General features: G+C 46.1%; 17 protein-coding genes. 7 read left to right on the plus strand and 10 right to left on the minus strand.

Features of this window, described 5'->3' with window-relative positions:
- The first annotated feature begins 242 nt into the window (after nt 1-242).
- From ACW6QF_RS03585 to ACW6QF_RS03595, 3 genes are all read left to right on the plus strand, one after another.
- Nucleotides 243-743 carry a HigA family addiction module antitoxin gene (locus ACW6QF_RS03585; RefSeq protein WP_186929806.1) on the plus strand — a complete coding sequence of 167 codons (501 nt, stop codon included), beginning with the start codon at nt 243-245 and terminating at the stop codon, nt 741-743.
- On the plus strand, nt 736-1,404 hold the full coding sequence (locus ACW6QF_RS03590; RefSeq protein ID WP_186929807.1) for a nucleotidyl transferase AbiEii/AbiGii toxin family protein: 669 nt from the start codon (nt 736-738) through the stop codon (nt 1,402-1,404). Before ACW6QF_RS03585 ends, ACW6QF_RS03590 begins: the two co-directional genes overlap by 8 nt.
- Nucleotides 1,405-1,765: 361 nt before the next feature.
- Nucleotides 1,766-1,984 carry a hypothetical protein gene (locus ACW6QF_RS03595; protein ID WP_456086857.1) on the plus strand — a complete coding sequence of 73 codons (219 nt, stop codon included), beginning with the start codon at nt 1,766-1,768 and terminating at the stop codon, nt 1,982-1,984.
- A gap of 33 nt (nt 1,985-2,017) precedes the next feature.
- Here the strand turns inward: ACW6QF_RS03595 and ACW6QF_RS03600 are convergent, their stop codons facing one another.
- Nucleotides 2,018-2,791, minus strand: coding sequence for a potassium channel family protein (locus ACW6QF_RS03600; protein WP_456086858.1), 774 nt, complete (start codon nt 2,789-2,791; stop codon nt 2,018-2,020).
- 202 nt (nt 2,792-2,993) lie between these two features.
- Between ACW6QF_RS03600 and gadC the strand changes: the two genes are divergently transcribed.
- Nucleotides 2,994-4,517 carry a putative glutamine/gamma-aminobutyrate antiporter GadC gene (gene gadC / locus ACW6QF_RS03605; protein ID WP_298552037.1) on the plus strand — a complete coding sequence of 508 codons (1,524 nt, stop codon included), beginning with the start codon at nt 2,994-2,996 and terminating at the stop codon, nt 4,515-4,517.
- 161 nt (nt 4,518-4,678) lie between these two features.
- Here the strand turns inward: gadC and ACW6QF_RS03610 are convergent, their stop codons facing one another.
- From ACW6QF_RS03610 to ACW6QF_RS03630, 5 genes are all read right to left on the minus strand, one after another.
- A complete protein-coding gene (locus ACW6QF_RS03610) occupies nt 4,679-6,409 on the minus strand; it encodes a RagB/SusD family nutrient uptake outer membrane protein (protein WP_456086859.1) in 1,731 nt (576 codons plus the stop codon).
- An 11-nt stretch (nt 6,410-6,420) separates the two neighbouring features.
- The gene (locus ACW6QF_RS03615; protein WP_298552032.1) at nt 6,421-9,768 is read right to left on the minus strand and encodes a TonB-dependent receptor; all 3,348 of its coding nucleotides are present in this window, start codon (nt 9,766-9,768) and stop codon (nt 6,421-6,423) included.
- A gap of 224 nt (nt 9,769-9,992) precedes the next feature.
- Nucleotides 9,993-10,952, minus strand: coding sequence for a FecR family protein (locus tag ACW6QF_RS03620; RefSeq protein WP_456086860.1), 960 nt, complete (start codon nt 10,950-10,952; stop codon nt 9,993-9,995).
- A gap of 84 nt (nt 10,953-11,036) precedes the next feature.
- On the minus strand, nt 11,037-11,597 hold the full coding sequence (locus ACW6QF_RS03625) for an RNA polymerase sigma-70 factor (RefSeq protein WP_298552029.1): 561 nt from the start codon (nt 11,595-11,597) through the stop codon (nt 11,037-11,039).
- A 117-nt stretch (nt 11,598-11,714) separates the two neighbouring features.
- Nucleotides 11,715-12,671, minus strand: coding sequence for a fimbrillin family protein (locus tag ACW6QF_RS03630; RefSeq protein ID WP_298552028.1), 957 nt, complete (start codon nt 12,669-12,671; stop codon nt 11,715-11,717).
- Nucleotides 12,672-12,873: 202 nt separating this feature from the next.
- Here ACW6QF_RS03630 and ACW6QF_RS03635 point away from each other — a divergent pair, with 202 nt between their 5' ends.
- On the plus strand, nt 12,874-13,992 hold the full coding sequence (locus ACW6QF_RS03635; protein ID WP_298552027.1) for a helix-turn-helix transcriptional regulator: 1,119 nt from the start codon (nt 12,874-12,876) through the stop codon (nt 13,990-13,992).
- Between the two features lie 24 nt (nt 13,993-14,016).
- On the plus strand, nt 14,017-15,162 hold the full coding sequence (locus tag ACW6QF_RS03640; RefSeq protein ID WP_456086861.1) for an acyltransferase: 1,146 nt from the start codon (nt 14,017-14,019) through the stop codon (nt 15,160-15,162).
- Nucleotides 15,163-15,648: 486 nt separating this feature from the next.
- On the opposite strand, the gene ACW6QF_RS03645 is transcribed toward ACW6QF_RS03640, so the two are convergent.
- Complete coding sequence (locus ACW6QF_RS03645; RefSeq protein WP_456086862.1) at nt 15,649-19,008, minus strand: DUF6383 domain-containing protein; 3,360 nt, start codon at nt 19,006-19,008, stop codon at nt 15,649-15,651.
- 937 nt (nt 19,009-19,945) lie between these two features.
- On the opposite strand from ACW6QF_RS03645, the gene ACW6QF_RS03650 reads away from it, so the two are divergent.
- Nucleotides 19,946-20,866: an Rpn family recombination-promoting nuclease/putative transposase gene (locus tag ACW6QF_RS03650; protein WP_456086863.1), complete on the plus strand. Its 921-nt coding sequence runs from the start codon at nt 19,946-19,948 to the stop codon at nt 20,864-20,866.
- Here ACW6QF_RS03650 and ACW6QF_RS03655 read toward each other — a convergent pair.
- From ACW6QF_RS03655 to ychF, 3 genes are all read right to left on the minus strand, one after another.
- Nucleotides 20,861-21,775: a TolB family protein gene (locus ACW6QF_RS03655; protein ID WP_456086864.1), complete on the minus strand. Its 915-nt coding sequence runs from the start codon at nt 21,773-21,775 to the stop codon at nt 20,861-20,863. The genes ACW6QF_RS03650 and ACW6QF_RS03655 overlap by 6 nt on opposite strands.
- 254 nt (nt 21,776-22,029) lie before the next feature.
- The gene (locus ACW6QF_RS03660; RefSeq protein WP_456086865.1) at nt 22,030-23,445 is read right to left on the minus strand and encodes a family 16 glycoside hydrolase; all 1,416 of its coding nucleotides are present in this window, start codon (nt 23,443-23,445) and stop codon (nt 22,030-22,032) included.
- A 20-nt stretch (nt 23,446-23,465) separates the two neighbouring features.
- A complete protein-coding gene (gene ychF / locus ACW6QF_RS03665) occupies nt 23,466-24,569 on the minus strand; it encodes a redox-regulated ATPase YchF (protein ID WP_298551061.1) in 1,104 nt (367 codons plus the stop codon).
- Between the last annotated feature and the right edge of the window lie 96 nt (nt 24,570-24,665).

The following is a 24,665-nucleotide window of genomic DNA, read 5'->3' on the forward strand; positions in this document are numbered from 1 at the left end:
TATGAAAACAAGAGAAACAAGAGAAACAAGAGAAACAAGAGAAACAAGAGAAACAAGAAAAAATAATCAATGGCTATTGCCTTTTGGATAATCCTAAATTTGTATTCCTTTATCATGTCGGATGTGTTTCAGAAAAACAAGAGGGGGAAAATGGAAGAGCCGTGGTGTAAAAAGAGTAATTTCTCTAATAAAGCGAACCTTATGTAAACAAATTTGTTTACCTTTGTGAAAAGGATAAAATTATGGATAGCCGTATTGATATAATAAAAGGTATTCATCCCGGAAAATTTATTGAAAGGGAACTGAAAAAAGGAAATTTGACTCAGCGTTCTCTGGCAGAGGCAACAGGTATTCCATATCAAACTATTAATGCAATTATTGCAGGCAGACGAAACTTAACAACGGAGCAAGCCATAAAAATAGATTCTGTATTGAACTTGGAAGAGGGTTTTTTCTCTATACTTCAAGTTTATTATGACATAAAACAGTATAGAGAGAAAGAATTAGCTAATCTGTATACTGGTAGTCCACGTATTCGTCGAATACTTTTTTGGGACACGGATTTCGACAAAATCAACTGGGGTAAGTATAAAGATGCTGTTATCAAGCGGGTATTAGAGAGAGGTAATGAAGAAGAAATCAATGAAATTCAAAATTTTTATAATCTTTCGACAGGTCAACTAAAACTATATAAGCCGAGGAAAATACGTCAATATAGATTAAACCAAAAAACGAATGACTAAGAAAAACGCTAATAAACTGCATTATGAAACGGTTAGTCCTCTATTGAGGAAGATTCTCAATGATATAATGGGGAATTCTATTTTTGAGCCGTTCTATTTGGTTGGTGGTACTTCTTTGAGCTTGCGGTTAGGACATAGGAAGTCGGTAGATATTGATTTGTTTACCAATGTCCCTTATGGAAGCTTGGATTTTACTGTATATGAAAACTTTTTTCGGAATAACTATCAATACTACTATTGTGCAGATAAAACAGACCTTGTCGGGTTTGGGCGTTCGTATTATATTGGAAATTTGGAAGACGATAGCATAAAAGTAGATTTGTTTTATCACGATGAGATTATAGACCCATGCGATATAGTTGATGGTATACGAATGGCAAGTCTTCCCGATGTTACAGCGATGAAAATAGATGTTATTTCCCGAATTGGTCGTAAAAAGGATTTTTGGGATTTACACGAACTGCTGAATACTTATACTATTTCTCAAATGATATCCTTTCATAAACAGCGGTATGAATACACGCATGACAAAAAGGAAATAATTTCCAATCTTACTGATTTTTCTTCTGCTGATAAGGAGCTTGACCCTATCTGTCTGAAAGAGAAAGAGTGGGAATTAATAAAGTTGGACTTTGTGGAACTGATGAAACTAAAATCTTAATGGGATGGGGTATTTGTATGGAGCAATTCATGGTGATTGCCAAAATCAGACACTAATCATGTATTAAGAGATAAAACTATCGTAATACAGAAAAATGACAATAACCCCTTTTTTGCCCTTTTTCTATTTCATCTCAAATTCCGGTTCATTTTGATCTTACATTTTGTCCGGTCAGACGGTTTTTGTTTAACAACAGAAAGTATGTGGTAGGCAGCTTGTCCGGTTATCGCTTCTGTTTTGTCAGTCTGAGTAGGAAAAACAGGGAAATGTGATAAAGTCCAACTCCCGGAGAATCGAATATTTGCAGACGAGATCGGAGCGCTTATCATTTATGGAGAACGTTTTTTTCAGGCCTTTCACTGTGAGCTGCGCAGAATTTTGCCATGACGACCGTCTTCGTTGCCGTGGGTTGCCGGGTTCATGGGTAATGACGACCGTCTTCACTGCGATGAAGTCCCTTGCTATGGCGATGACGACCGTCCTCATGGCGATAAACCAGCAAATAAATGGAAAAAGTGCGTTTTACCTTCAAAAAGAAGAATATCTGAACTCTTTCATCGCCAAACCTGCTAATTGTTAAATAACTTGTTTTTTACAATAAGTGATCTTGAATTTATTTGTTTGTTTGAGTAGGGTCGGTTGGTTTGGCATCAACTGCTTGCCCAGCAGGGGCAGGATGTGTTTTATTATAATAATCTTCTTTTTTCTTGTTTGCGGACTGTACCAGGCTCGTGACATAGACCGTGAAGATCGGGAACATCATCATGCCGAGAGCAGCCAGCAGAACCGACAGGATGCGCCCCGTAGGCGTGATCGCGATGATGTTCGAGCCGACGGTCGTCACGTCCATGAAAGCCCACCAGAGGGCGTCGCTGTAATCCTTTACTTCGGGGTTCACCTTATGTTCGATCACGAAAAATATCAGGCTGGAGAAATAGACCATTGCCAGCAACATCGTCAGGTAGGAGACGAAAAGACCGGAGGCCCGGTTAGAAGTCAGCCAGCCGACGACGATCGCCAGTGCCCAGCCACTGCGTACGAGCGGAATGAAACGCAGGAAATAGGTCACTTCGGCCGAGAAGGTGAAACCATAGTAGTCTATAATATTAAGATAAGGAATCGATACCAGCAGGAAGAGGAAATGAGTTTGCAAATAATGAATTTTATCTTTTGATAAGAAAAACTCCAATACGAAATCGGCTATGAAGAACATACAGATCCAGAACTGCGTTTTCAGATACGAAGTCTGCGAGATGAACGGTATATTGTTGAACGTGTCGATCGAAATATCTACAATCAGAAAAAGCGAGAGTAGCAATATCATCACATGAAGCACTCCGTAAATGCCTCGCTTTTCATAAAAAAAGTCGTTGAATGCAGTTCTCATTATCTTTAAATATTTAGTCTTTATTGGGTGAATGCTGATTTATCCGATGAAACAACAAAATGATACCTTTTGTTTTTAACACTTGTCTGTTAATTAACCAAATTTGACATCCTGTTGACAAACTAACACAAAAAGGAGTTGTTATACTGTCAATACAAGCGAAACTAAACGAAACAAAATTCACATTTTAATAGTAAAATTCATGGCAAATATTGGAAAAGCAGTAAAACTTGGAGTATTTACTCTTGCGATTATGAATGTAACGGCAGTCGTCTCACTCCGCGGACTGCCGGCTGAGGCTGTGTATGGACTGAGTTCAGCCTTTTATTATCTGTTTGCAGCAATCGTGTTCTTAATTCCTACCTCGTTGGTGGCAGCCGAGTTGGCCGCCATGTTCCAGGATAAACAGGGTGGGGTGTTCCGGTGGGTAGGAGAGGCCTATGGCAAGAAATGGGGCTTCCTGGCTATCTGGGTGCAATGGATCGAAAGTACGATCTGGTATCCGACCGTGTTGACTTTCGGCGCCGTTTCCATCGCGTTTATCGGAATGAACGATGCACACGACATGACGTTGGCTTCAAACAAAATGTACACGCTGGTTGTGGTATTGATTATTTACTGGCTCGCAACTTTCATCTCTTTGAAAGGCTTGAGCTGGGTAGGCAAAGTGGCTAAAGTGGGCGGTATCGTCGGTACGATCATCCCGGCTGCCTTGCTGATTATCTTAGGTATTGTGTACCTGGCTTCCGGCGGTCATTCCAATATGGACTTCCATGGCAATTTCTTCCCCGATTTTACGAAATTCGATAACCTGGTACTTGCTTCCAGTATTTTCCTCTTTTATGCCGGTATGGAAATGGGCGGTATCCATGTGAAAGATGTGGAAAACCCTTCCGTCAATTATCCGAAGGCCGTGTTTATCGGTGCGTTGATTACCGTGTTGATCTTCGTGTTGGGAACATTCGCATTGGGTATCATTATCCCGCAGAAGGATATTAACCTGACACAGAGTTTGCTGGTCGGTTTCGACAACTATTTCAAGTTTATCCATGCTTCCTGGCTGTCGCCGGTTATCGCCGTTGCCTTGGCTTTCGGTGTGCTGGCAGGCGTATTGACATGGGTGGCCGGTCCGTCAAAAGGTATCTTTGCCGTAGGTAAAGCCGGTTATCTGCCTCCGTTCTTCCAGAAAACAAACAAGTTGGGCGTACAGAAAAATATCTTGCTGATCCAGGGTCTGGCTGTTACATTCCTGAGCTTGTTGTTCGTGGTTATGCCTTCCGTACAGAGCTTCTATCAGATTCTGTCACAGCTGACGGTTATCCTTTACCTGATTATGTATATGCTGATGTTCTCCGGTGCGATCGCATTGCGTTACCGGATGAAGAAAGCCGGTCGTCCGTTCCGTATCGGTAAGAGTGGCAACGGTCTGATGTGGTTTATCGGCGGTCTTGGTTTCTGCGGTTCTTTGCTCGCTTTCATCCTGAGCTTTATCCCGCCCAGCCAGATTTCTACAGGTAACAATACCGTTTGGTTTGCCGTGCTGATTATCGGCGCTATCGTGGTGGTAGCCGCTCCGTTCATCATCTATGCTGCCAAGAAACCGTCTTGGGTGGATCCTAATACAGAGTTCGAACCGTTCCATTGGGAAGTCGACAAACAGGTTCAAGGAACCGGCAGCACCAATACGACAGGCGCATCCCCTTCCGGAACATCTCCTAAGGCGTAAATCCGTGCGCGATGGGTTTGCCTCTGGCAAGTGGCAGGCTTTATTGACAATAGAATAAAACGAGAGGATGCATCCAAACTCCCCTTTCCCGCGTCGAGCGCGGGGATAAGGAGTTTTGGGCGCATCCTCTTGTTATTGAAAGACGAATACCCGGTGAAGTTTTACCAACCTGTGTTCTGCACCAGATGCTCGTTCATGTCTATTTCTTCCTGCGGGATCGGCCAGAGCTTATATTTCTCTTCAGTCGCTTTGGTGGAAAGGACTTTTCCCACAACGTCTACCTGTGCCTGGTTGTTGGTCATGGAGATCAGCAAGCCCCAACGTTTCAAATCATTGTAACGGATGCCTTCGGCTGCGAATTCGATGGCTCTTTCGTGTTTGATCCGTTCGAATACCTGTTCCTTACCCGTTGCCTGCAAGTATGACGGACCGGAGTTCAGGAGCGCGATGCCAGCTCTTTGGCGTACCTGGTTGATCAACTCGACAGCTTTTGACTGGTTGCCGTTTTCGTTATAGCATTCGGCAAGCATCAGCAATACGTCTGCGTAGCGGATCAGCGGGAAATTAGTCGGTGAATGGAAACGGTCCGTGATCAATCCGTCCATGTCATATTCGGGGACAAATTTGCGATACAGATAGGTGTTATGCCCGAAAGCATTCCGCACGTATCCGTTGGTCTCGTTTGACGGGTTCGATGGAGCGATAATCATTTCACAATCTTTGGCGGCGTTGTTTACCCACCCTTTATATTTGTTGGCTGTGTAAGGCAGGATAATAGTCGATTCCATGCGCGGATCGCGTTCTGCGTACATCTTTTGCAAGGTTGCGACGCTTTCCGGATATTCGGCTACGTATTTGCCGTCCGCATCAAACGTGCTGTAGAATACATTCTCCTTCACCGTGTTGTCTGTCGAGAAGCCGGGGAAAAGCTCGTCCCAGTCGAACGGCCGTCCATCCTTGTATTCATACATATCCACCAGTTCGACCGATGGAACCAGGCAGTTGATACAACCTCCGTAAGAAGCACGGTTGGCAATATAATGGACCGGCATGCCGTAAGCGGTACTTGCTCCGCCCATGTTCTGGACGGCAAAGATCATTTCCGTGCTTTCGTCTCCACCCGGTTTGAACAGTCCGGCGTAGTCCGGATAAAGGGCATAGCCGTAACCTCCGTTGCAGACTTCTTCAAAGGCCGTTGCCGCATCCTGGTATTGTTTGTTATAGAGCAGGACTTTTCCCTTCAGGGCATATGCCGTACCTTTGGTGACACGTCCTTTATCGGCATCGTCCCATGTCTTGGGAAGAGCGGAGCAGGCATATTCCAGATCGGCCAGAATGAAGTTGCGCACTTCTTCTTCCGTATTCCGGGTTTTGTACATATTATCGTATTCTTTATCTATCTCGGTTGTTTCGTCGTAGATGGGGACGCCTCCGTAGAGGTTCAACAATTCGTTGTAGAAAAAGGCACGCATGAAACGGGCTTCGGCGATATACTGGTTGATCAGGCTTTCGTCCATATCTACGTGTTTTATATTTGTGATCAGGGTGTTCGAACGTGCGATCCCGTCGTACATGCGTTTCCAGATGTCTTTGAACAAACCGGTAGTCGAATTGCTTTGTCCCTGGGCTACTTCGATAAAGCCATAAACGCCCCAGTTCAATCCGATGCCGATATCTGTCAAACAATCGCGAGTATAATATATGCCGAAAGCATCATCCTTTTTGAGGGAGCTGTAGATCCCCATCATGCCTTCTTTCGCATCAGCTTCGTCCTGCCAGAAAGAACCGCTCGATACTTTATCGGCAGGATATTGATCCATGTCGTAGCATCCTGTTAATAGAAGGAGGCTCGAGAAAGCTGTTAAGCCTATATGTTTAATTGTTTTTTTCATGATCCTGATATTTAAAATTCTATATTAACACCAATAACTGCCTGTCTCATGGTCGGGTAGGTCAACTGATCCAGTTCGGGATCGATGCCTTTGTAGCTTGTGAACGTAAAGAAGTTCTCCAAGCTCCCGTAGATACGCAATTTCTGTAATTGAATCTTGCTCAGCAAATGCTTCGGGATACTGTATCCTAACTGGATGTTCCGTATCTTCAGATAGTTTTTATTCTGTATCCACAGCGTATTTGCTTGGTTGTTGATGGCGTTCTGGTAGGTCAAACGCGGATATTTGGCGTTTGTCATGCCTTCCGCCCAGCTATTTTCGGCGATCTCTTTCGTGATCTGGTAGCCTCTCTGTACGCTTGTGCTGAAGTATTTTTCATTCAGATATCCTTTTGCACCGGCTACGCCCTGCATAAAGATCGAGAAGTCGATTCCTTTGTAAGCGGCGGACAATGTCAGGCCGAATGTATGTTTCGGGATCGTGCTGCCTACAACCTTGCGGTCTTTGTTCGGGTCGATGATACCGTCTCCATCCTGGTCTTTGAACAAGATATCCCCTTTGCCAGGAGTCGCTCCCAGTTTGCTGAATGCGTCCGGATTCTTGGCGATCATGTTGTTGACGATTGCCAAGTCTTCGTCTGTCTGGATGATGCGGTCTGCTTCGTACATGTACATCGAGCGGATGGCTTCGCCTTCTTTGGTCATATAGATTCCGTCCAAGCTATAATCTTTGCCCTTGAATTTGTCCACATTATTCGTGACATACATATAGTTTCCGTTGATGCTGTAGCTGAAATCGTTGATCTGGTCTCTCCAACCTAAAGACAGTTCGATCCCCTTATTGGTAACTTGTGCTGCATTGGAGGTCGGAGTCGAGGCTGCACCGTGCACCAATGGAGACGGCAGTTGGATCAAGATTCCTTCTGTCTGTTTGTTGAACCAGTCGAATGTTCCGTACAAACGGTTGTTCAGGACACCGAAATCGAAACCGATATCGGTTACTTTGGTCTTTTCCCAGGTCAGGTTGGCATTAGCCAGTGCTGTGATAGACCAACCGGTGTTGACCGCGTTATTCAGGATGTAATTAGCTGCTCCATAGCTGGAAATAGCGGAATAGTTGCCAACCGAGTTATTCCCCAGTGCACCGTAAGAAGCACGAATCTTCAGATTGTCGAGCCATTCGGCATCTTCCATGAAAGCTTCCTGGTCGATGCGCCATGCCAGTGATCCGGAAGGGAAGTAACCCCAGCGGTGGTCGGACAGGAAACGGGAGGAACCGTCGGAACGAAGGTTGAACTCGGCCAGATATTTGTTTTCCCAGTCCAGATTGATACGTCCGAAGTAGGAACGCATCACCCATTGGGTACGGTTGCCGCTTGCACTGATTTCACCGTTTGCAGCGTCTAATACGCTTCCGTTGGGAACAGTCAGGTCCTTGCGGCTGACAGTGTGCCATTCATACTGGTATTGTTCCTGGCTTGCGCCCGCCATTACTTGTAATCCCAGGCGGTTTTCCAGAAAACGATGGTTGTAGTTGGCTACGACGTCCATGTAGTTACGTTCGCGGTCATATTGCTTTTGAGTGATATAACTCTGTCCTTCGCCGTAAAACATGATCTGGTTCGTTCCGAAATTCCATATATCGTTGAAGACAGGCATTGTCTTCACGTTTTGTCCGGTATATTCATACGAGTACGATCCTGTAACCGATAAATCCTTGATCGGTTGCAAAGTGATGAAAAAACGGGATTTGACATTGCGGGTGATGTTGCTTCCTGTCGTGGAGTTCAGAGCCAACCGGATATTGTTTCCGGATTCGGACACGTCGTCTTCCGGGTTCTGGATACCTCCGTAGCGTCCGTCATGCTTCAGGATCATGGCGGGAGAAGTCGCCCAGCCCCAGGTGAATGCCCCGACAGAGGCTTGTTCGCCGGCTTCGGTAGCAGTTTGCCCGGCATTTCCCGGATCGGCTTTACCGACAAAACCGCTGGCATTGATCCCCATCTTCAACCAGGAGGTCAGCTGGGCGGTAATGTTCGTGCGGGCATTGTATTTGCGGTAACCGGCATTTTCCAATACTCCCGGATTATCGAAATAACCGAAAGCGCCGTAAAACTGGATTTTATCCGTACCTCCGCTCATGGACAGGTTATGCTGGGTTCCTACGCCGTTCTGGAAAGCCGCGTCGATCCAGTTCGTGTTCGGATATTTCAGCGGGTTTTGCCCGTTGTCGTTTCTCCATTCGGAAATGGCCGTGGAACTGTACGGGGTAGCCATATCGCTGTTTACATATCCGCTATTGATATATTCCATATAGTCCGCATAGTTGCTTACAGGGTCTAATACTCCCGGGCGGATGCTCTGAAAAGACACATATCCGTTGTAAGAAACGGACAGTTTACCCGATTTGCCGGATTTAGTCGTGATCAGGATTACGCCATTGGCGGCACGTGAACCGTAAATAGCGGCTGAAGAGGCATCTTTCAGAACCGAAATATTTTCGATATCCTGCACGTTCAGGCTGCTCATTTCACCTTCCATGCCGTCGATTATCACCAGCGGGGCGGCATTATTGAGAGTACCCTGCCCGCGGATCAGGATGCTGGCATTGTCATCGCCCGGACGGTTGTTGGATGACGTTACTTGCAGACCGGCTGCAACACCGGCCAAGGCGTTTGTCACGTTCGTGATCGGGCGGCTTTCTGCCAGGTCGTTCATATCGACCGAAACCACCGAACCCGACAGATTGACCTTTTTCTGCGTTCCGAAACCGACCACTACCACCTCTTCCAAGGCCTGGGTATCTTCTTTCAACTGGACATTGAGAGTCGGCTCGTTGCCTAATTTGATACGGCGGGTAGCATATCCGATGTAAGAGATCTGGATGGTTTCGCCCGGAGAGGCGGACAGTGAGAAATGTCCCGAACCGTCAGTGATGGTTCCGTTGCTCGTGCCTTCGACGGATACGTTTACACCGATCAGCGGTTCACCGTATTCGTCGGTGATCGTGCCGGTGATTTTTCTGGCTGACTGCATGACGATAGGGCTTTCCGTTTTCTCCCCTTTCATCAGCATGATGCTGTTTCCCTGCATGGCATAGACAATATCGGTGTTATTGAATATGTTTTGCAGGATGTCGGCAACGGACTGATTGGTTGCATGCACGGAGACCTTACGGGTAAGGTCTACTTCGTTCTTATTGAATATAAACAGGTAATCCGTCTGCTGTTCGATTTGATTGATCAGCGTCTGGATATTTATGTTTTCGCTGTTGATGGAAACTTTGGCAACTTGCGAGCTGGCTTCCGTAGCGAATAGCCCCGTTATGAAAATGAAGAGAGATGTAAAGGTTATTTTCATAATGCGCAATATATGTTTATTAGTCATTTTTAATGGGATATAGAAATCCCTGTATAAATTATTTTTCATACATTTATAGCCTTGTAATCGTTAATACTTAAGATAATTAAAATCCTGTCTGGTATTGACTTAGCCGGAGTGTGTCGGTAGCGCGTTCCGGCTTTTTTATGTATTCTTTCCTTTCCCCATAGGCAGTATAGATTTAAGATGTTAATAACTCTTGTTTATTTTATTATGATTGTACTTTCCTTGTCGTCTTTTTTCTCGTATTTAAATTTTGTCCTGAGTTGTAAGGTCTTCAGGACATGTTCCACCCCGTCGCTGGTTCGGAATTTACCGCTGTAGCGCTGGTTGAGGATCCGGGTGTTTTCAATGATGATGTTGACATCGAAATAGAGTTGAAGTTTTTTGAAGAGGTCACCGATCGTATTGTCGTCAAAGCAGATCAGCCCTTCTTTCCATAAGAAATAATTGTATTGGGTGATCGGGGAAGTTTTAAGCTGTCCGTGTTCCATGTAAGCTTTTTTGTTGGGCTCCAGCAGGAGATTGTCCTGGTGGTTGGACGATTCGATCTGTACGGAACCTTTCAGCAAAGCCGTTTCGAAAACGGGATTTCCCTTATAGGCCTGGACGTTGAACTCCGTACCTAAAACCTTTATGTCGTACTGCTCGGTCTTGACGATGAACGGTTTGTTTTTGTTGTGGGTTACATTGAAATAACCTTCGCCATCCAACGTGACGCTGCGGTTATTGCCCTCGAAATGACTGGGAAAGGTCAGGGTCGTTTTTGCATTCAGCCAGACTTTTGTGCTATCCGACAACGTCAGTTCGGCACGCTGTCCGGCAGGGACGTAAATCGTTTGCATGACGGCTTCCTGCCGGACAGGTTCCGGCTCCGGTTGGTTATATATGGACACAATTGAAAACGCGATGGCAAATATGGCGGCGATTTTCAGTATTTCACGGCCGATCGTCCGTAGCGTCCGCCGTTTCCGGCCCTCAGAAAGATTTTCTGAGGCAACATGAGCCGGCTCATGTTGCCAAATCGTTATGCTATAGAGTTTGCGTAAGGCGAGATATTCTTTCATATTCTCCTTATCGGCATCGATCCAACGGGCAACGGCCTCTTTTTCGTTTGGGCTTGCATCGCCGATAATATATTTATGCAGTGTCTCTTTATCCATAATTATGCGTTGGGGTAGTTGTTTTTCCACCCTTCTATTAATAATACGATTGGAAAGGGAACATCCCTAAACGAAAAACGAAGATTATTCAATTAAAAGTAAAAAATATAAAACGGGCAGATAGTCCTTTAGCCGCAGGCGTAACGGTTTGAGCGCTTTCGTGATATGATATTCCACGCCTTTTACCGAGATACCCAACTGTTCTGCAATCTCTTTGTTCGATCTGTTCTGGAAACGGCTCATGATAAAGATATGGCGGGTCTGTCCGGGTAAGGTCGCCAAAGTGTCTGCAATGATCTTTTTAACCTCTTCGGAGAATATCTCTTCAGGGTCGCATGCCTGCAAGGTGGAGATACGGATTTCCAGTTCCCGCTGGCTCATGCTGCTCATCGAATGAAGGGCTTCCGCTTTGATGGCTTCGTGTTTCAGGTGGTCGAGCGATTTGTTTTTGAGGATTGTAAGCAGCAACGCATCGGCATGATCCGTCTCTTTTGTTTTCAGGATTTCCCAGAGTTTGATCAGCGCATCGGATACAATGTCTTCTGCTACGGATTCATCATGTACAAACGATTTCGTGAACAAGAAAGCTTTCTTGTAGTACCGTGTGTATAAGATATTAAAGCTATGTATTTCCCCTTCAGACATTTATTTATATTTGTATTCCATACGCTTCTGGTAGCAAATATAAATAAAAATATGAGATTGTCACGAGAAGCGGGATGAAAAGCGGTTCCGCCCTATTTAAATTTGAATGGAGGTGCACTACGGAATCTTATTTTCCATATTCCCTTCCACGGGAAGCCATTCACTGGCGCTTACATTTTCGAGAGTGATGTCTTTACCGTTGAAAAGGAGGTTGTATATGTATCTTTTTCCTTTTTCCCACTTCGTATCGGCAGGAACATAATATTTGAATGTCGTTCCGTTGATGGTGAAGAGCACTTCCACATCTCCGTCTGCCTTGATACGCGACGTGGGGATCACCATCAGCTGCTGCGGCTCGCCCGGTATTTTTTTCAGCATGTGCGGACTATCCAGTTTCAGTCGGGTAGAGGCATTCGTCCCGACGCATCCGCTGATGTTTCCGGTCTTGATATTCATCTTTCCTCCGAAGCATAGGGACGTGCCGCCGGCTTTGTTTCCGATCTGGATCGCATGGAGCAGGAAACAGCCTTTCGTTTCCGGTGCCATTCGCAACTGGAAACTCAGGAGCGAAAGCGTATGATTCATGTTGAGTAAAGCGACCGGGGAAATCTGGTTGACCGCCCGTTGTCCGCGGGCCTGTATCCCGTACATATAATCTTTCGTCAGGGAAGCATCCGGTGATATGCGGACCGGGATATTCTCAGGGTCGAAGTTTACCTGCGATTGATAGGGGTAATAGGCATAAACGGTGACCGGTTCCTGATGCAGATAGATCTCAGGTGACTGGCGCCAGTTCAGTTTGTTGTTCAACAGGCAGGCTTCCGCCCGTACATTCTTGTAATCCGGATTACTATCGTAGATGCTGCCGGTGTTTTCCGAGACGACATGCAACCCGATGACCGACCCGCTTGTAAATTCTTGCATGAAATTGGGAGACTTTGTCGTTAGCGCCTTTGTTATTATTCTTAAAGGTTGCTCTTTCATGCCCAAATTTTCAATGAGTCCCGGTTCGTAGTCGTTTGTGCAACTAAAAATACTAACTGCCGTCACCATAAATAGTAGTAATTTATTCATTCTTTGTATTATTTTTGTGAAATGATTACAGATGCAAAGATCAGTCAGTTTGAGGAGGTAGAGGCTGCATTCGGTATAAAACCACGATGAAATCGTATAAAACCACAGGATGCAAATTGTCTACAGGCGTCAAATTGTCAACTGACGGTTCAGATTAACTATTTAATGCTTCAATTTGTTTACTTGATACGAGGGATTCATTATGTTGGACAAAATTCAGTTTTTATTAAGCTTGCAGATTATAGGATTCTGTATTTTTGGCGGAGTCACCCTGTTACTCCGGGCTGGTGAAAACCGGGCGAAAAAGATATTGGGCTGGGGGATGTTTTTGTGGGCTTTCCTGGCAGTCATGAGGGTGTCTGTGAATCTTTATCTGCATGAACCGAAAGAGGCTTTCCATCCGGATATCCTGATTATGGGGGCTTTGGTGACGGCAACGCTCGCTTGTTATGTGATTGAAGTTTTGCGGCCCGGCTTTCTTACTTGCAAACGTTTTCTTCTGTTTATCAGTCCGGTTATTTTCGGCGGACTGGCTTACCTGACTTATCGTCTGTCGGGAGGTGAAATTCATACCTATTATTCGATACGGGAGGTTTTCGAATACTTTAATATGGATGTCTTGCTTCGTATGACGGTCTTTCTGCTGACCTTGTTTTATATGGTTCTGCCTGTTTATCTGATAGCCAGGTACGGTAAGGACTTCAAGGTCTTTTTGGCGGAGAATGTTTCCGATCCGGAAGAATATGATTTGGAATGGTTAAGGAAAACCATGATACTTTTAATTGTTCTGTATGGCTTTTATCTGGCCTTATTGCTGACCGATACGCCTTTGATGTATGTGATCGACAAAACGGTCCTGCTGTTCGTATGGTATTATTTCTTTTATAAGGCGCTATTCCTGAAGGTGGTGGTCCTGGAACATTCCTTTGAAAGCGGGTGGGACCTGCCGTACCAGGAAGAGGGTAATGACGATGACGAACACCGGGTTCTCAGTAAACGTTATGCGGAGGAAGTAAATGCATGGTTTGAAAGGGAAAAACCGTATCTTCGCGAAGATTTACGCCTGACGGATTTGCAACGGATCTTTCCTATCAGCCGTTCTTATCTTTCCCAACTGTTTAACCGGGAGCTGGGACAATCGTTTTCCGATTATGTCAACCAGTTCCGGATCGAGGAAAGCAAGCGTCTGATGGATGCCGAGCCGAATGCCAGTATACAGGAGATTGCCGAACGTTCCGGATTCCATTCGATCAGTACGTTCCGGCGGGCTTTCCAGAAGTGTACAGGCACGATTCCGTCGGAGTATAAGAATAGCAAATAAACACGTAACGATCTTTATTCCGTCATGGACACTGTTCAAACTACTACTGCCGTCCGACCGCATATTGTCTGGCTGGACGTTCTTCGCCTTGTCGCCATCCTGATGGTGATTGCCATTCATTGTACCGACCCGTTTAACGCCTCGCCTGAATCGCGTGCCGATCCGGAATTTAATTTCTGGGGTTCTGTTTACGGTTCCATGCTGCGTGCCAGCGTGCCGCTTTTTGTGATGATGACCGGATTCCTTTTGTTGCCGGTCAGGCAGGAGGCTTCCGCCTTTTATAGGAAACGCATTCCGCGTGTGTTGTTTCCATTCCTGATCTGGTCTGTCTTGTTCGATCTGGCACCCTGGTTCATCCAGTGGGTAGGAGGTAGTCCGGAACTGGTGACGGACTTTTTCCCTTGGGAACCGAACCCTTCGGCCTCGTTCGTAGAGGCGTTGAAGACGATTGCTTTGATCCCTCTCACCTTTACGGTCTATGCGACACCGATGTGGTATATCTATGTGCTGATAGGGCTTTATCTGTATATGCCGGTCTTCTCCGCATGGGTGGAAAAGGCATCGGACAAGGCGAAGCGTATGTTTCTGGCGCTTTGGTTTGTTTCGTTGTTTATCCCTTATCTGACGGAGTTTGTCTCGCGTTACCAGTTCGGAACCTGCTCATGGAACTCATTCGGGCTGTTTTACTATTTTGCCGGTTTCAACGGATATCTGTTGTTAGGGCATTATTTAGGGAAAAGAACAGACGGGTCGCTCGGCAAGACCTTGTCGGTGACGGTTCCGCTGTTTTTAGCCGGCTATTTTATCACATTGGCCGGTTTTCGCCATATGACATCCGACCCGAATGTGAGCGAGGAGGGGATGGAGCTGTTCTTTACTTATTGTTCGCCTAACGTGTTGCTGATGACGGTTGCCGTTTTCCTGTTGGTACGGAAAGTGCGGATTACCTCGCCGGTCGTTTGCCGCGCCCTTGCCAATCTGACCAAATGCGGTTTTGGTTTGTATTGCGTGCATTATTTCTTTGTCGGTCCTTCCTATATGTTTGCGCAGTGGATCGGGACGCCTGTTCCGGCGTTGGTGCCTGTTTCGGCCGTTCTGACCTTTATTTGTTCATGGTCATTTACTTATCTGGTGAGTAAGTTGCCGCATGCGAAATATATCATCGGTTGAGGCGCCTTTCTCTTGTCCGGCTGTTTGTGCAAATGATGTTAAATAGGCACACGAAGTGAATAACGTATCTGTTTTACCTCTATTTTTGTGTTGTAAAACATAATTATGCAATACTAATGCAGGTATGTTTTGCACGAATCGTTTTAAACAAGAAGAGAGAAGCTATGAAGAAGTTTTTTAGAAAGTGTGTCAGATGCCTTGAAATATTAGGTGACTATGGAATGCAGAAATATGGTATGAAACGTGCTTGAGAGGTTCACTCCTCCAAACAACGAAGCCCCGAAGATGTCGATCACCTTCGGGGCTTGTTTTCTGTATGCTTTCGTCCTTCACAGGGTTACCGGCTACATTGAACTTTTCAATTCAATATACTTTAGTATTATTAATATTAAATCCGGCCGCCTGTTCGCCTGTCGCAGGGTAATTGCCGTTTTCACGGCACGCGGCCAAACATTTTAGAATTATTTGATTATAAAATATCTTCCTTTATTTTACAATTGCCTTAACAGCAGCTTCGCCTTCGACAGCTACTACTACCACACCTGCCGGAGCAGCGATTGCAGCGTTGTCAGAAGTCAGAACCGTGTTGGCTACTGTCTGGCCTAAGATGTTGCTGATAACCACCTTCTTGCCGGCAGCGTTAGCGATGGTTACCTGGCCTTCGCCTGCGATAACGGCGATTTCAGATGTGGCGATCGTTTCGTTGTCTGTAGCAACTACATCGTCTGCAGATACTTCAAGAACATTTACGACAACTGCATCTTCTTTCGGGCCCATAGCCAATACACCGTTGATGTTGTGGACGTAGTTCTTGCCATTTGCATTCTGGCATACGATGTTGTATTCGCCTTCAGCGTCCTTGCTTGCAAATTCGAAGCTGAACTGGAAGTTCTTGACACCTTCCTTAACTTCGTGTTTCAAACCGTCTTTTGAAGTACCTTTAGCAACAGATACGGTATCGATCTTGGCAGCAGCATCCAAAGCCGGAACCAACAATGTATCCTGAGCCATGATAGAAGCCGTGCGGAACATAACGCGGTTTGCACCTGTACCGTAGATGTACGGAAGTTCTTTGTTTGCATCCTTTGTAGTGGCAGAGTCAACAGAGTTCCACATATACAGACGGCTTGCAGCAGCTTCTTCAGTAGCCTTAACACCCTTCGTGATGTAGTAAGTGTAGGGAGCAGCATTGTCATAATGGGCGGTATCCAACCAGAAGATAAAGTCCAAGTTGCTATAAGCATCAGCCTTCAAGTCGCCTTCGCGAACAGCGATGCCCTGGTTCTTGGCGTTAACAACGGCATAGTCGCCATTGACAGCTTGGATGCGTACGTGCTTCGGCAGAGATTTGTAAGAAGCAGGAGCAGACTGCGGTTTAACGATGAACATGTCGTTGCGAGCGGTCAGAGGTTCGCCGGAGATGGTCTTGTACTGGGTGCTTACAACCAGTTTCAATGGATCAGGAGTTGCAGTTGCATCATACAATACGAATGTAGAATCCGTATCGACAGCGATCATAGTGAACTGAACCGGAGTGCCGTTCTTCGTTGCATATTTGCCGTTAGAGAATACATAACCTCTTGTAGCATCTTTGATGATAAATGCGCTGTCGGCATCCATGATCGTGTAAGTCACTTTCTTCAAAGCATCTTCCACACCGTATTTGCTTTCATCGGAAGGAACTAATGTGTACAGCACTTCTTCTTCCGGAGCAGCTACTTTCAGCGTAGAGTCTTTTGTCATGACAATGCTCTGTCCTTCCAATACGTCGGCAGCCGAGGTGATGGTGAACTTGTTGTTCTTGGCATCGTTAGCTGTGATATATTTGAAGCCGATATATGCGTTGTCTGCGTCTACGTCTTCGGCTGCTACCAACTGGATTGTATCGCTACCGATAGCGAAGATGTTATTGTCTTTGTCGACAACGTTGGTTACACCTTGCCATTTAGCAGTTGCCGTTGCACGGTTTTCAATAGCATAATTACCTTTGTCTACACCGGCAGCCTTAGAAACTACGAATTGTGCATACGGATTGAATGCCTGAGCTTTTGCTACATACTTGGCAGGATTAACCGGGCTTTCATCAAAGTACAAGCCATAATATTTGTTAGCTACACCGGCACTTTTTTCTTTCATTGCATTGATCACATAATACAGACCTTCAGCGATTGTGGCATCACCACCGATAGTTGCGGCTTTGTCGGATGTTTTGATAGTGGCGACCAAGTTGCCATTAGTAGTAACAGAAGGATCACCACCGATCGTTAAGACTTTCGTATTAGAAAGTTTACGGATTACCACTTGCTTAGAAGGAGAAATAGAGGTTCCTGAACCTGTCCCTATTAAAGTAACCTCAAGAGCATTAATGCCATTTGCATAGTTTGCACCGTCTTTGATGGCGGAAGTGGAGACAAGAGCTGCATTAGAATTATCTGATACTGTTGTTATTTCCAAACCATTAAGAGCAGTCAAATACTTATTTACAGCTGCAACATAAGCTTCTTCCTTCTTTTTTGTTGCATCGGTCGTAGAATAAGTAATTCCTTTTATTGCAGTCTTTACTGCATCAATCAGATCCTGACCTGTTTTTGCAGAACCTGTGGCTCCTGCATCTGTAAACTTCTTTGCTTCTGCAAATTTTGTCCCTTTAGGAAAATCTGACGCCTTGTCCTGAGTAGAGAACAAAGTGACACCTGCCTCCAAATGGTCTACAGCAGTTTTAACAGCAGAAATTTCTCCATCTGTAGGAAGTGCTGTATGCATAGCATCCAAAGTAGAAGCTACCGGCAGTGACTTCGGAGCGAACAACGGAGCAATTACTAAAGAATCATTCGGGATATAATAAGTTGCGATGAAAGCAGCTGTTGCAGGATGATGTTTAGCAATCTTTGTTCGCTCAGCCAAAGTAGTGACCTTATTTGAACTTGGTTCAACTGCGATAGTATCCACATTCAATACATTAAATTCTTTGCTTGGGTCGTAGAACTTATAGTCAACCAACAGATATTCTTTTTGTGTCACATCTGCTGCAGTCATATCATTGTTCATACGGCCTTTATGTTCTTTTCCGTTTGTAAGGAAAAGGGCACGTGTTCCAGAATTTACTGCTCTATAATTACCTGTTTCATCAAAAGTGACATTGACTGCTTTCCATTTATTATCTGTCAAAACATTAGTCTCTGTAGAAGAAACATTTTCGCCAGTAAAGTACAGGCGGCCACTATTTCTGGCAACCAATGCATTAAAATCTCCTGCGGACAATTTAACAGCAGCTGTAGAAACATCACCTTTCAACAAGGCAGATGTCACACTTTGAGCATCTGTTCCTTTAGTAGCATCAAAGGCAATTTCTCCAGTTGTCCCATTAAAACCGATAGTAAAGGTAGTATCCTTTCCGGCACCATAGTTTTTAACAACATAAAGGCCTTTCGAAGCATCCCAAGCCCAATCTGTATTACCATTCTTTTCATTTGCTTTGATAGCCGTAGCACGACCACCATCTGCCTTATCAGACTGTAACTTGATAGATAGTTTCTGACCAGACAATCTGTTAGTAAATGAATAGGTATAAGTTGTACCAGCTACAGAAGAATGAGGATTTAACTTTACCTGCCAAAGGGTCCCCAGCAAATTGGAAATACTACCTCTCCAAACGGACGCCTCTACTTTCTTGAAATTACCTGCTTCATCCATTGCCAAATAGTCAGTAGAACCACTACCGATCGTCAAATGGATAAAAGAGCCATCCTTTATAGTGCTGGCATCGACAGAAGCTGCCGCCGCATTAAAGGACAGTCCACCGGCTACCAGAGCGGTAGCCAAAAGAGTAGAAAATCTCTTGTTCATAATCATTAAAAATTAATTGTTAATAAAATAGTGTTTAAAAATCCAACAACTAATTTCACGAAGGGGAAACAACCCCCGCGAATGATTATGAACGGGCATAAAAAAACGCGGGTCTATTGTCTATTATCAAACATAAGGCTCTGGTAAGCCCGTACAACAATAATAGAACAATAGCCCGCGCCTTATACGATATAAAACAATTTTCCCATAAGAATGGTAGATGAATTTATACGTAACCAGCGCAAGCATTTACTGTCCATTATTCCGTTGTACTAAAAATTTACCAGATTCTATGTAAGGAATAATCTTCGTAAAATGCTTACAATATGTAACTGATCCCGCGCCCTATGAGCCGCTGCCCACTACGGAATCGTTGCAAAGGTAAATAGGTTTTCCGAATCGACAAGAGAAAATACCCGTAATTTTCCAAAATATGTGGGTTACAGGACAAAACAATACCCTTTGGGCAACATATTCCTCTGGTTTAAGGATAAAATACAAGTATCTGATATGCTTTGAATGAAGTGAAAAACGGATCTCAAAACAGTGTATTAATAGATATTGATAACCAGTCTATTACAGTTTCCCCCTGTAGGGAACGGAAATTCCCCTTGCAGGGAACCAGAGTTCCCTATGCTGGAAACGGAAATTCCCTCGTTAGGAAACGAGAGTTTCCCTATAAGGGAACTTCATGAAAGTAAAAGGGCAATGGCCGCTTGGGCCTTTCTCTTGGGATTGCCGATACATAAGTATAACTATCAGTATCGGCATTCCCCTGCGGTACGAGGAAAGCCTCGCCATCCGCGAACCTGGTTCTTTAGTGGGACATTTAGTTTCACATCTGCTAATATCCGAAACATTCTTCCCGATCCGCCCTCCCGTTTATAAATAATATGTATATTTGTGGATTATAAGTAATAACTAAAAAACAGTAACTATGAAAAAGGAAGAGTCGGATCTGAAAATCATAGAAGAGATGGAAAGAAGAGAGTTGCAGGACCGGTATATCCGTTTTGATTGGGCCATCAAGCGTCTGCTGCGCCAGAAGGCCAATTTCGACGTGCTCGACGGTTTCCTGACCGTCATGCTGAACGAAGAGATCAAGATCGTCGAAATCCTCGAGAGCGAAGGCAACCAGGAAAGTGCCGACGACAAGTACAACCGCGTCGACATCAAAGCCTTGAACAGCAAAGGGGAGATCATCCTCGTCGAGATCCAGAACACACGCGAACTGCATTACTTGGAACGCATCCTCTACGGCGTGGCGAAAGCTATCACCGAACATATCTCGCTTGGCGAAGGCTACGAGAAAATCAAGAAAGTCTACTCCATCAGCATCCTCTATTTCGACATCGGCATCGGGACGGACTATATCTACCACGGTCAGAACCATTTCGTCGGCGTGCATACGGGCGACCACTTGCGTGTCAACATGCGCGAACGAGATGTGATCGTTTCGCACCTTCCCGCTGAGATCTTCCCCGAATATATCCTGGTCCGCGTGAACGAGTTCGACAAAGTGGCCCTCACGCCATTGGACGAATGGATCGAATACCTGAAAGACGGCACGATCCGTCCGGACACGACGGCTCCCGGCCTGAAGGAAGCCCGCGAGAAGTTGAAATACTACTCCATGTCGCCCCAGGAACGCCTTATCTACGACCGCCATCTCGACGCCATCATGATCCAAAACGACGTGATCGACACGGCCAAATTGGAAGGGAGAATAGAAGGGAAAGCCGAAGGTCTTGCCGAAGGCATGCGTCAAGTCGCCTTGAAGATGAAAGATACGGGTGTAGACGTTGCTACCATAGCAAAATATACCGGCTTGAGCGAAGAAATCATTTTGTCTTTATAAGGGGGCAAGGCGGTAGCTGACAAATGCAACGCGTCTGCTGTCCGGTGCCCAGGAATTGACGTTGATCGTTCCTTGTCCGCCGAATAGCTTGACCAACGTTTTCGGTTCTCCTCCCGTGGCCGGCATGATCCTGAGTTCTACATTCTTATTGGGGAGATGCTGTCCCGGTTCCAGGTCTCCTTTGTAATATGTGATGAAGAGGACGGATTTACCGTCGGGCGAGACATGGGGAAACCAGGAGTTACGGGTCTCATCGAACGTCATCTGGGTTTGTTCGGAGCCGTCTTTCTTCATTCTCCATATTTGCATCAGGCCGGTACGGACGGAATTGAACCAGATATAGTCTCCGCAAGGGGAATATTCGGGACCGTCATCCAATCCTTCGGCTGTCGTGAGGCGGGTTTCTTCTCCTCCTTCAACCGGAATAACATAAATGTCGTAATTGCCTTTCCGTTCGGCACAATAGGCGAGTTGTCCTCCGTCCGGGCTCCATCCGTGCAGGTAGCTGGGAGCCATCGGGGTGATCAGGCGGGGCGTTCCTCCCTGTATCGGAAGGGTGTAAACGCGGGATTTGCCGTCTTCCTTCGTCCCGTGGCTGATGGCTATCTGCTTGCCGTCGGCTGCTATGACATGGTCGTTGTTGCATCGGGTGGCGAAGCCGGTGTCGATCATCTCCGGTTCGCCGGGCGAATCGGGGGAGAGCTTGTACAGTTTTCCTCCGCTGTTATAGACGAGCCACCGTCCGTCGGGTGTCCAGTTGGGGGCTTCGACACGGTAGGGGAATTCCTTGACTACGGTGCGCTGGCCGTTTGTCACGTCCAGCACTTCCAGTATGCTGGTTACGCCGTTTTGCTGGGCGGATGCGAGCGACGCGAAGGCCGCTAAAAGAATCATGCAACAGGTTTTCATAATGAATGAGAATTAATAGAACGCTGAAAGATACGAAAATTAGCCGGGCCGGTAATAACCGTAAGGGATTAATTCTTCTTTTTCCTTGATCTCTGCCGACAAAATCCCTTTGTTTCTTGTATGATATTCCCTTTCAAATCCTGATTACAATAAACATGATTTAGGCACGGATTGCGCGGATTACACGGAAAGATAATAAATTTATCCGTGTAAATCCGTGAAATCCGTGCCTAAAAGATCGTGATAAAGGAGTTCTACCACTTATTATACAACACCACTTCGCGAGAGTCCCGTACGCTCATGGTCGGGAACCAGATGTCGTCTGCTGTCAGGCCGCATTCGTCGACGGCTTGCAGACAATATTCCAGTTTGCCGAAATCGGCATCGACATTGTTCGTGCCGAAGGTGAACTTGATTCCGCGTTCTTTGGCTTTACGGATGATATCCATGCTTGGAATCTTGTAGCGTGCGTTGATTTCGAGTGCTATATTGTATTGGACCAATACGTCCAGGACGCGGTCGACACGCTCGTCGGTCCAGTATTTGGCATACTCTGCATTCAGCTCTTCCGGCAGGAAGGTCGGATTGGCATAGATGTCGGCCGGTTCGTTGGTCAGGATCTTGACGGTTTGGTCGACCAGATGATCCATATATTGTTCTTTGGTAACATCGTCGTAGTGCACCTCTTCCGGACGGTAGATTCGAGACAGCCGGCCTTTATGGTCCACAATGGTCATGCCGTCGGTAAAGAGATAGTCGAATACGCCTAATGCCTTTTGCGAGAAGGTGGCTGTCCATTTACGGCCTTCACCTTGTACGCCGCGCAGGAAAGGCATGTCTTTTACTTCGTTGTAGTATTCGTACACTTCCTTGTCGTCGGCAAGCATACGCCCTACGCCACCTTCGCCGGCATTAGGAGCTACACCGTAGTTGATGCCGTAGTTCATCGACATGGCTTGTGCCATCTCCTTCGTCAGGCCGCCTTTCAGGTGCACATGGTAGTCTATCACAGGGAAGTTTTGCTGCTGGAAACGGATCACGGCATCGTTCTGTTCGTCTATCCGGGGCATTGTGTCCGCTTCATTGACCGCGTTTTTTTTCAAACGGGTCATGTTGAGGTTACGAAAGGCTACATCGCCGCTCACGCCTTTTAGCGCAATAGCGCCCCGGCTGAGCAGGCGCTTTGCATATTCTTTCGTACGATAGGGATATTCGGGTTCGGTATAGCATACTACCACCGTATCGTTTATGGTAACCGATATGTTATGCCCGCGTACGGCGATCTCGAAATCGAACCATTTCCCGTCTTCGGCCAATGAACGGTAGAGGTTGCGCACGGATGTGAGGCTGCCGCTTTTGCGTGTGCCGTCGATAGCTCCGTTCCGGAATACCACCTCATAGCCTGATTGCCCGTCGGTGTGGAACAGCAAGGCTGCTTCCGCATTGTCTCCGGTGAGGGCCTGTCCGGTAAGTATAAAGTTCTTGTAATCCCCTCCTTCGGCGAACCAGGTCGATCCGGCTGTCACGGTTATTTCATTACCGTCGGCAGTCCCCATTTCGGGATTGCTGAAACGGGTTAACGGTTCTGCAACGTTGTATCGTACGCAGCCGGTAAGTCCTAAGATACTTATCAAGACCGCTATGATTGCTGTATTGGTTTTATTAATCATAATGTATTTGTTTTAGTAAATTACACATTAAAGCGGAAATGCATGATATCGCCGTCCTGGACGATATATTCTTTTCCTTCGACACTCATCTTTCCGGCTTCTTTCACGGCAGATTCGGAACCGTAGGAGATATAATCCTCATATTTGATGACTTCGGCGCGGATGAAGCCTTTCTCGAAGTCGGTATGGATCACACCGGCGCATTGCGGGGCTTTCCAGCCTTTATGGAACGTCCAGGCACGACATTCGTCGGGACCGGCAGTCAGGAAGGTTTGCAGGTTCAGGAGTTTGTAAGCGGACTTGATCAGGCGGGCGACGCCGGATTCTTCCAAACCGATCTCCTGCAAGAACATCTGGCGTTCCTCGTAGGTGTCGAACTCGGCGATTTCGCTTTCGATCTTGGCCGCTACAACCAGGATTTCGGCTCCTTCGTCTTTTACGGCTTCGCGTACGGCATCCACGTATTTGTTGCCGTTGACAGCACTGGCCTCGTCTACGTTGCAGACATACATTACCGGTTTGTCGGTCAACAGGAACAGGTCGTGTGCGATCTTTTGCTCGTCTTTCGTGTCGAAAGAAACGGTGCGGGCGCTTTTGCCCTGTTCCAGCGCTTCCTTGTATTTGCAAAGTACCTCGTAAGCGATCTTAGCCTGTTTGTCACCGCCTGTCTGTGCCTGTTTCTGCACTTTGGCGATCCGGCTGTCGATGGTTTCGAGGTCTTTGATCTGCAACTCGGCATCGATGATTTCCTTGTCGCGCACCGGATCGACACGGCCGTCTACATGGACGATGTTGTCATCGTCGAAGCAACGCAATACGTGCAGGATTGCATCTGTCTCGCGGATATTGGCGAGGAATTTGTTTCCCAGCCCTTCCCCTTTGCTGGCGCCTTTTACGAGGCCGGCAATATCTACGATTTCGACCGTAGTAGGGATGACACGTTGGGGATGTTCGATTTCAGCCAGCTTGTTCAGACGTTCGTCCGGTACGGTGATCACGCCGACATTCGGTTCGATCGTACAGAACGGGAAGTTAGCAGACTGTGCTTTTGCATTCGATAAGCAGTTGAAAAGAGTAGACTTTCCTACGTTGGGAAGTCCTACGATGCCACATTGTAATGCCATTCTATTTTGTTGTTATGATTTATTCAAAAAATCTGTTTTCAGTTTGCAAAGATAAGGATTCTTTTGTATTTCTGTTGCCGGATAGCTGGCGAACCG

Source organism: Parabacteroides sp., from assembly GCF_977054455.1.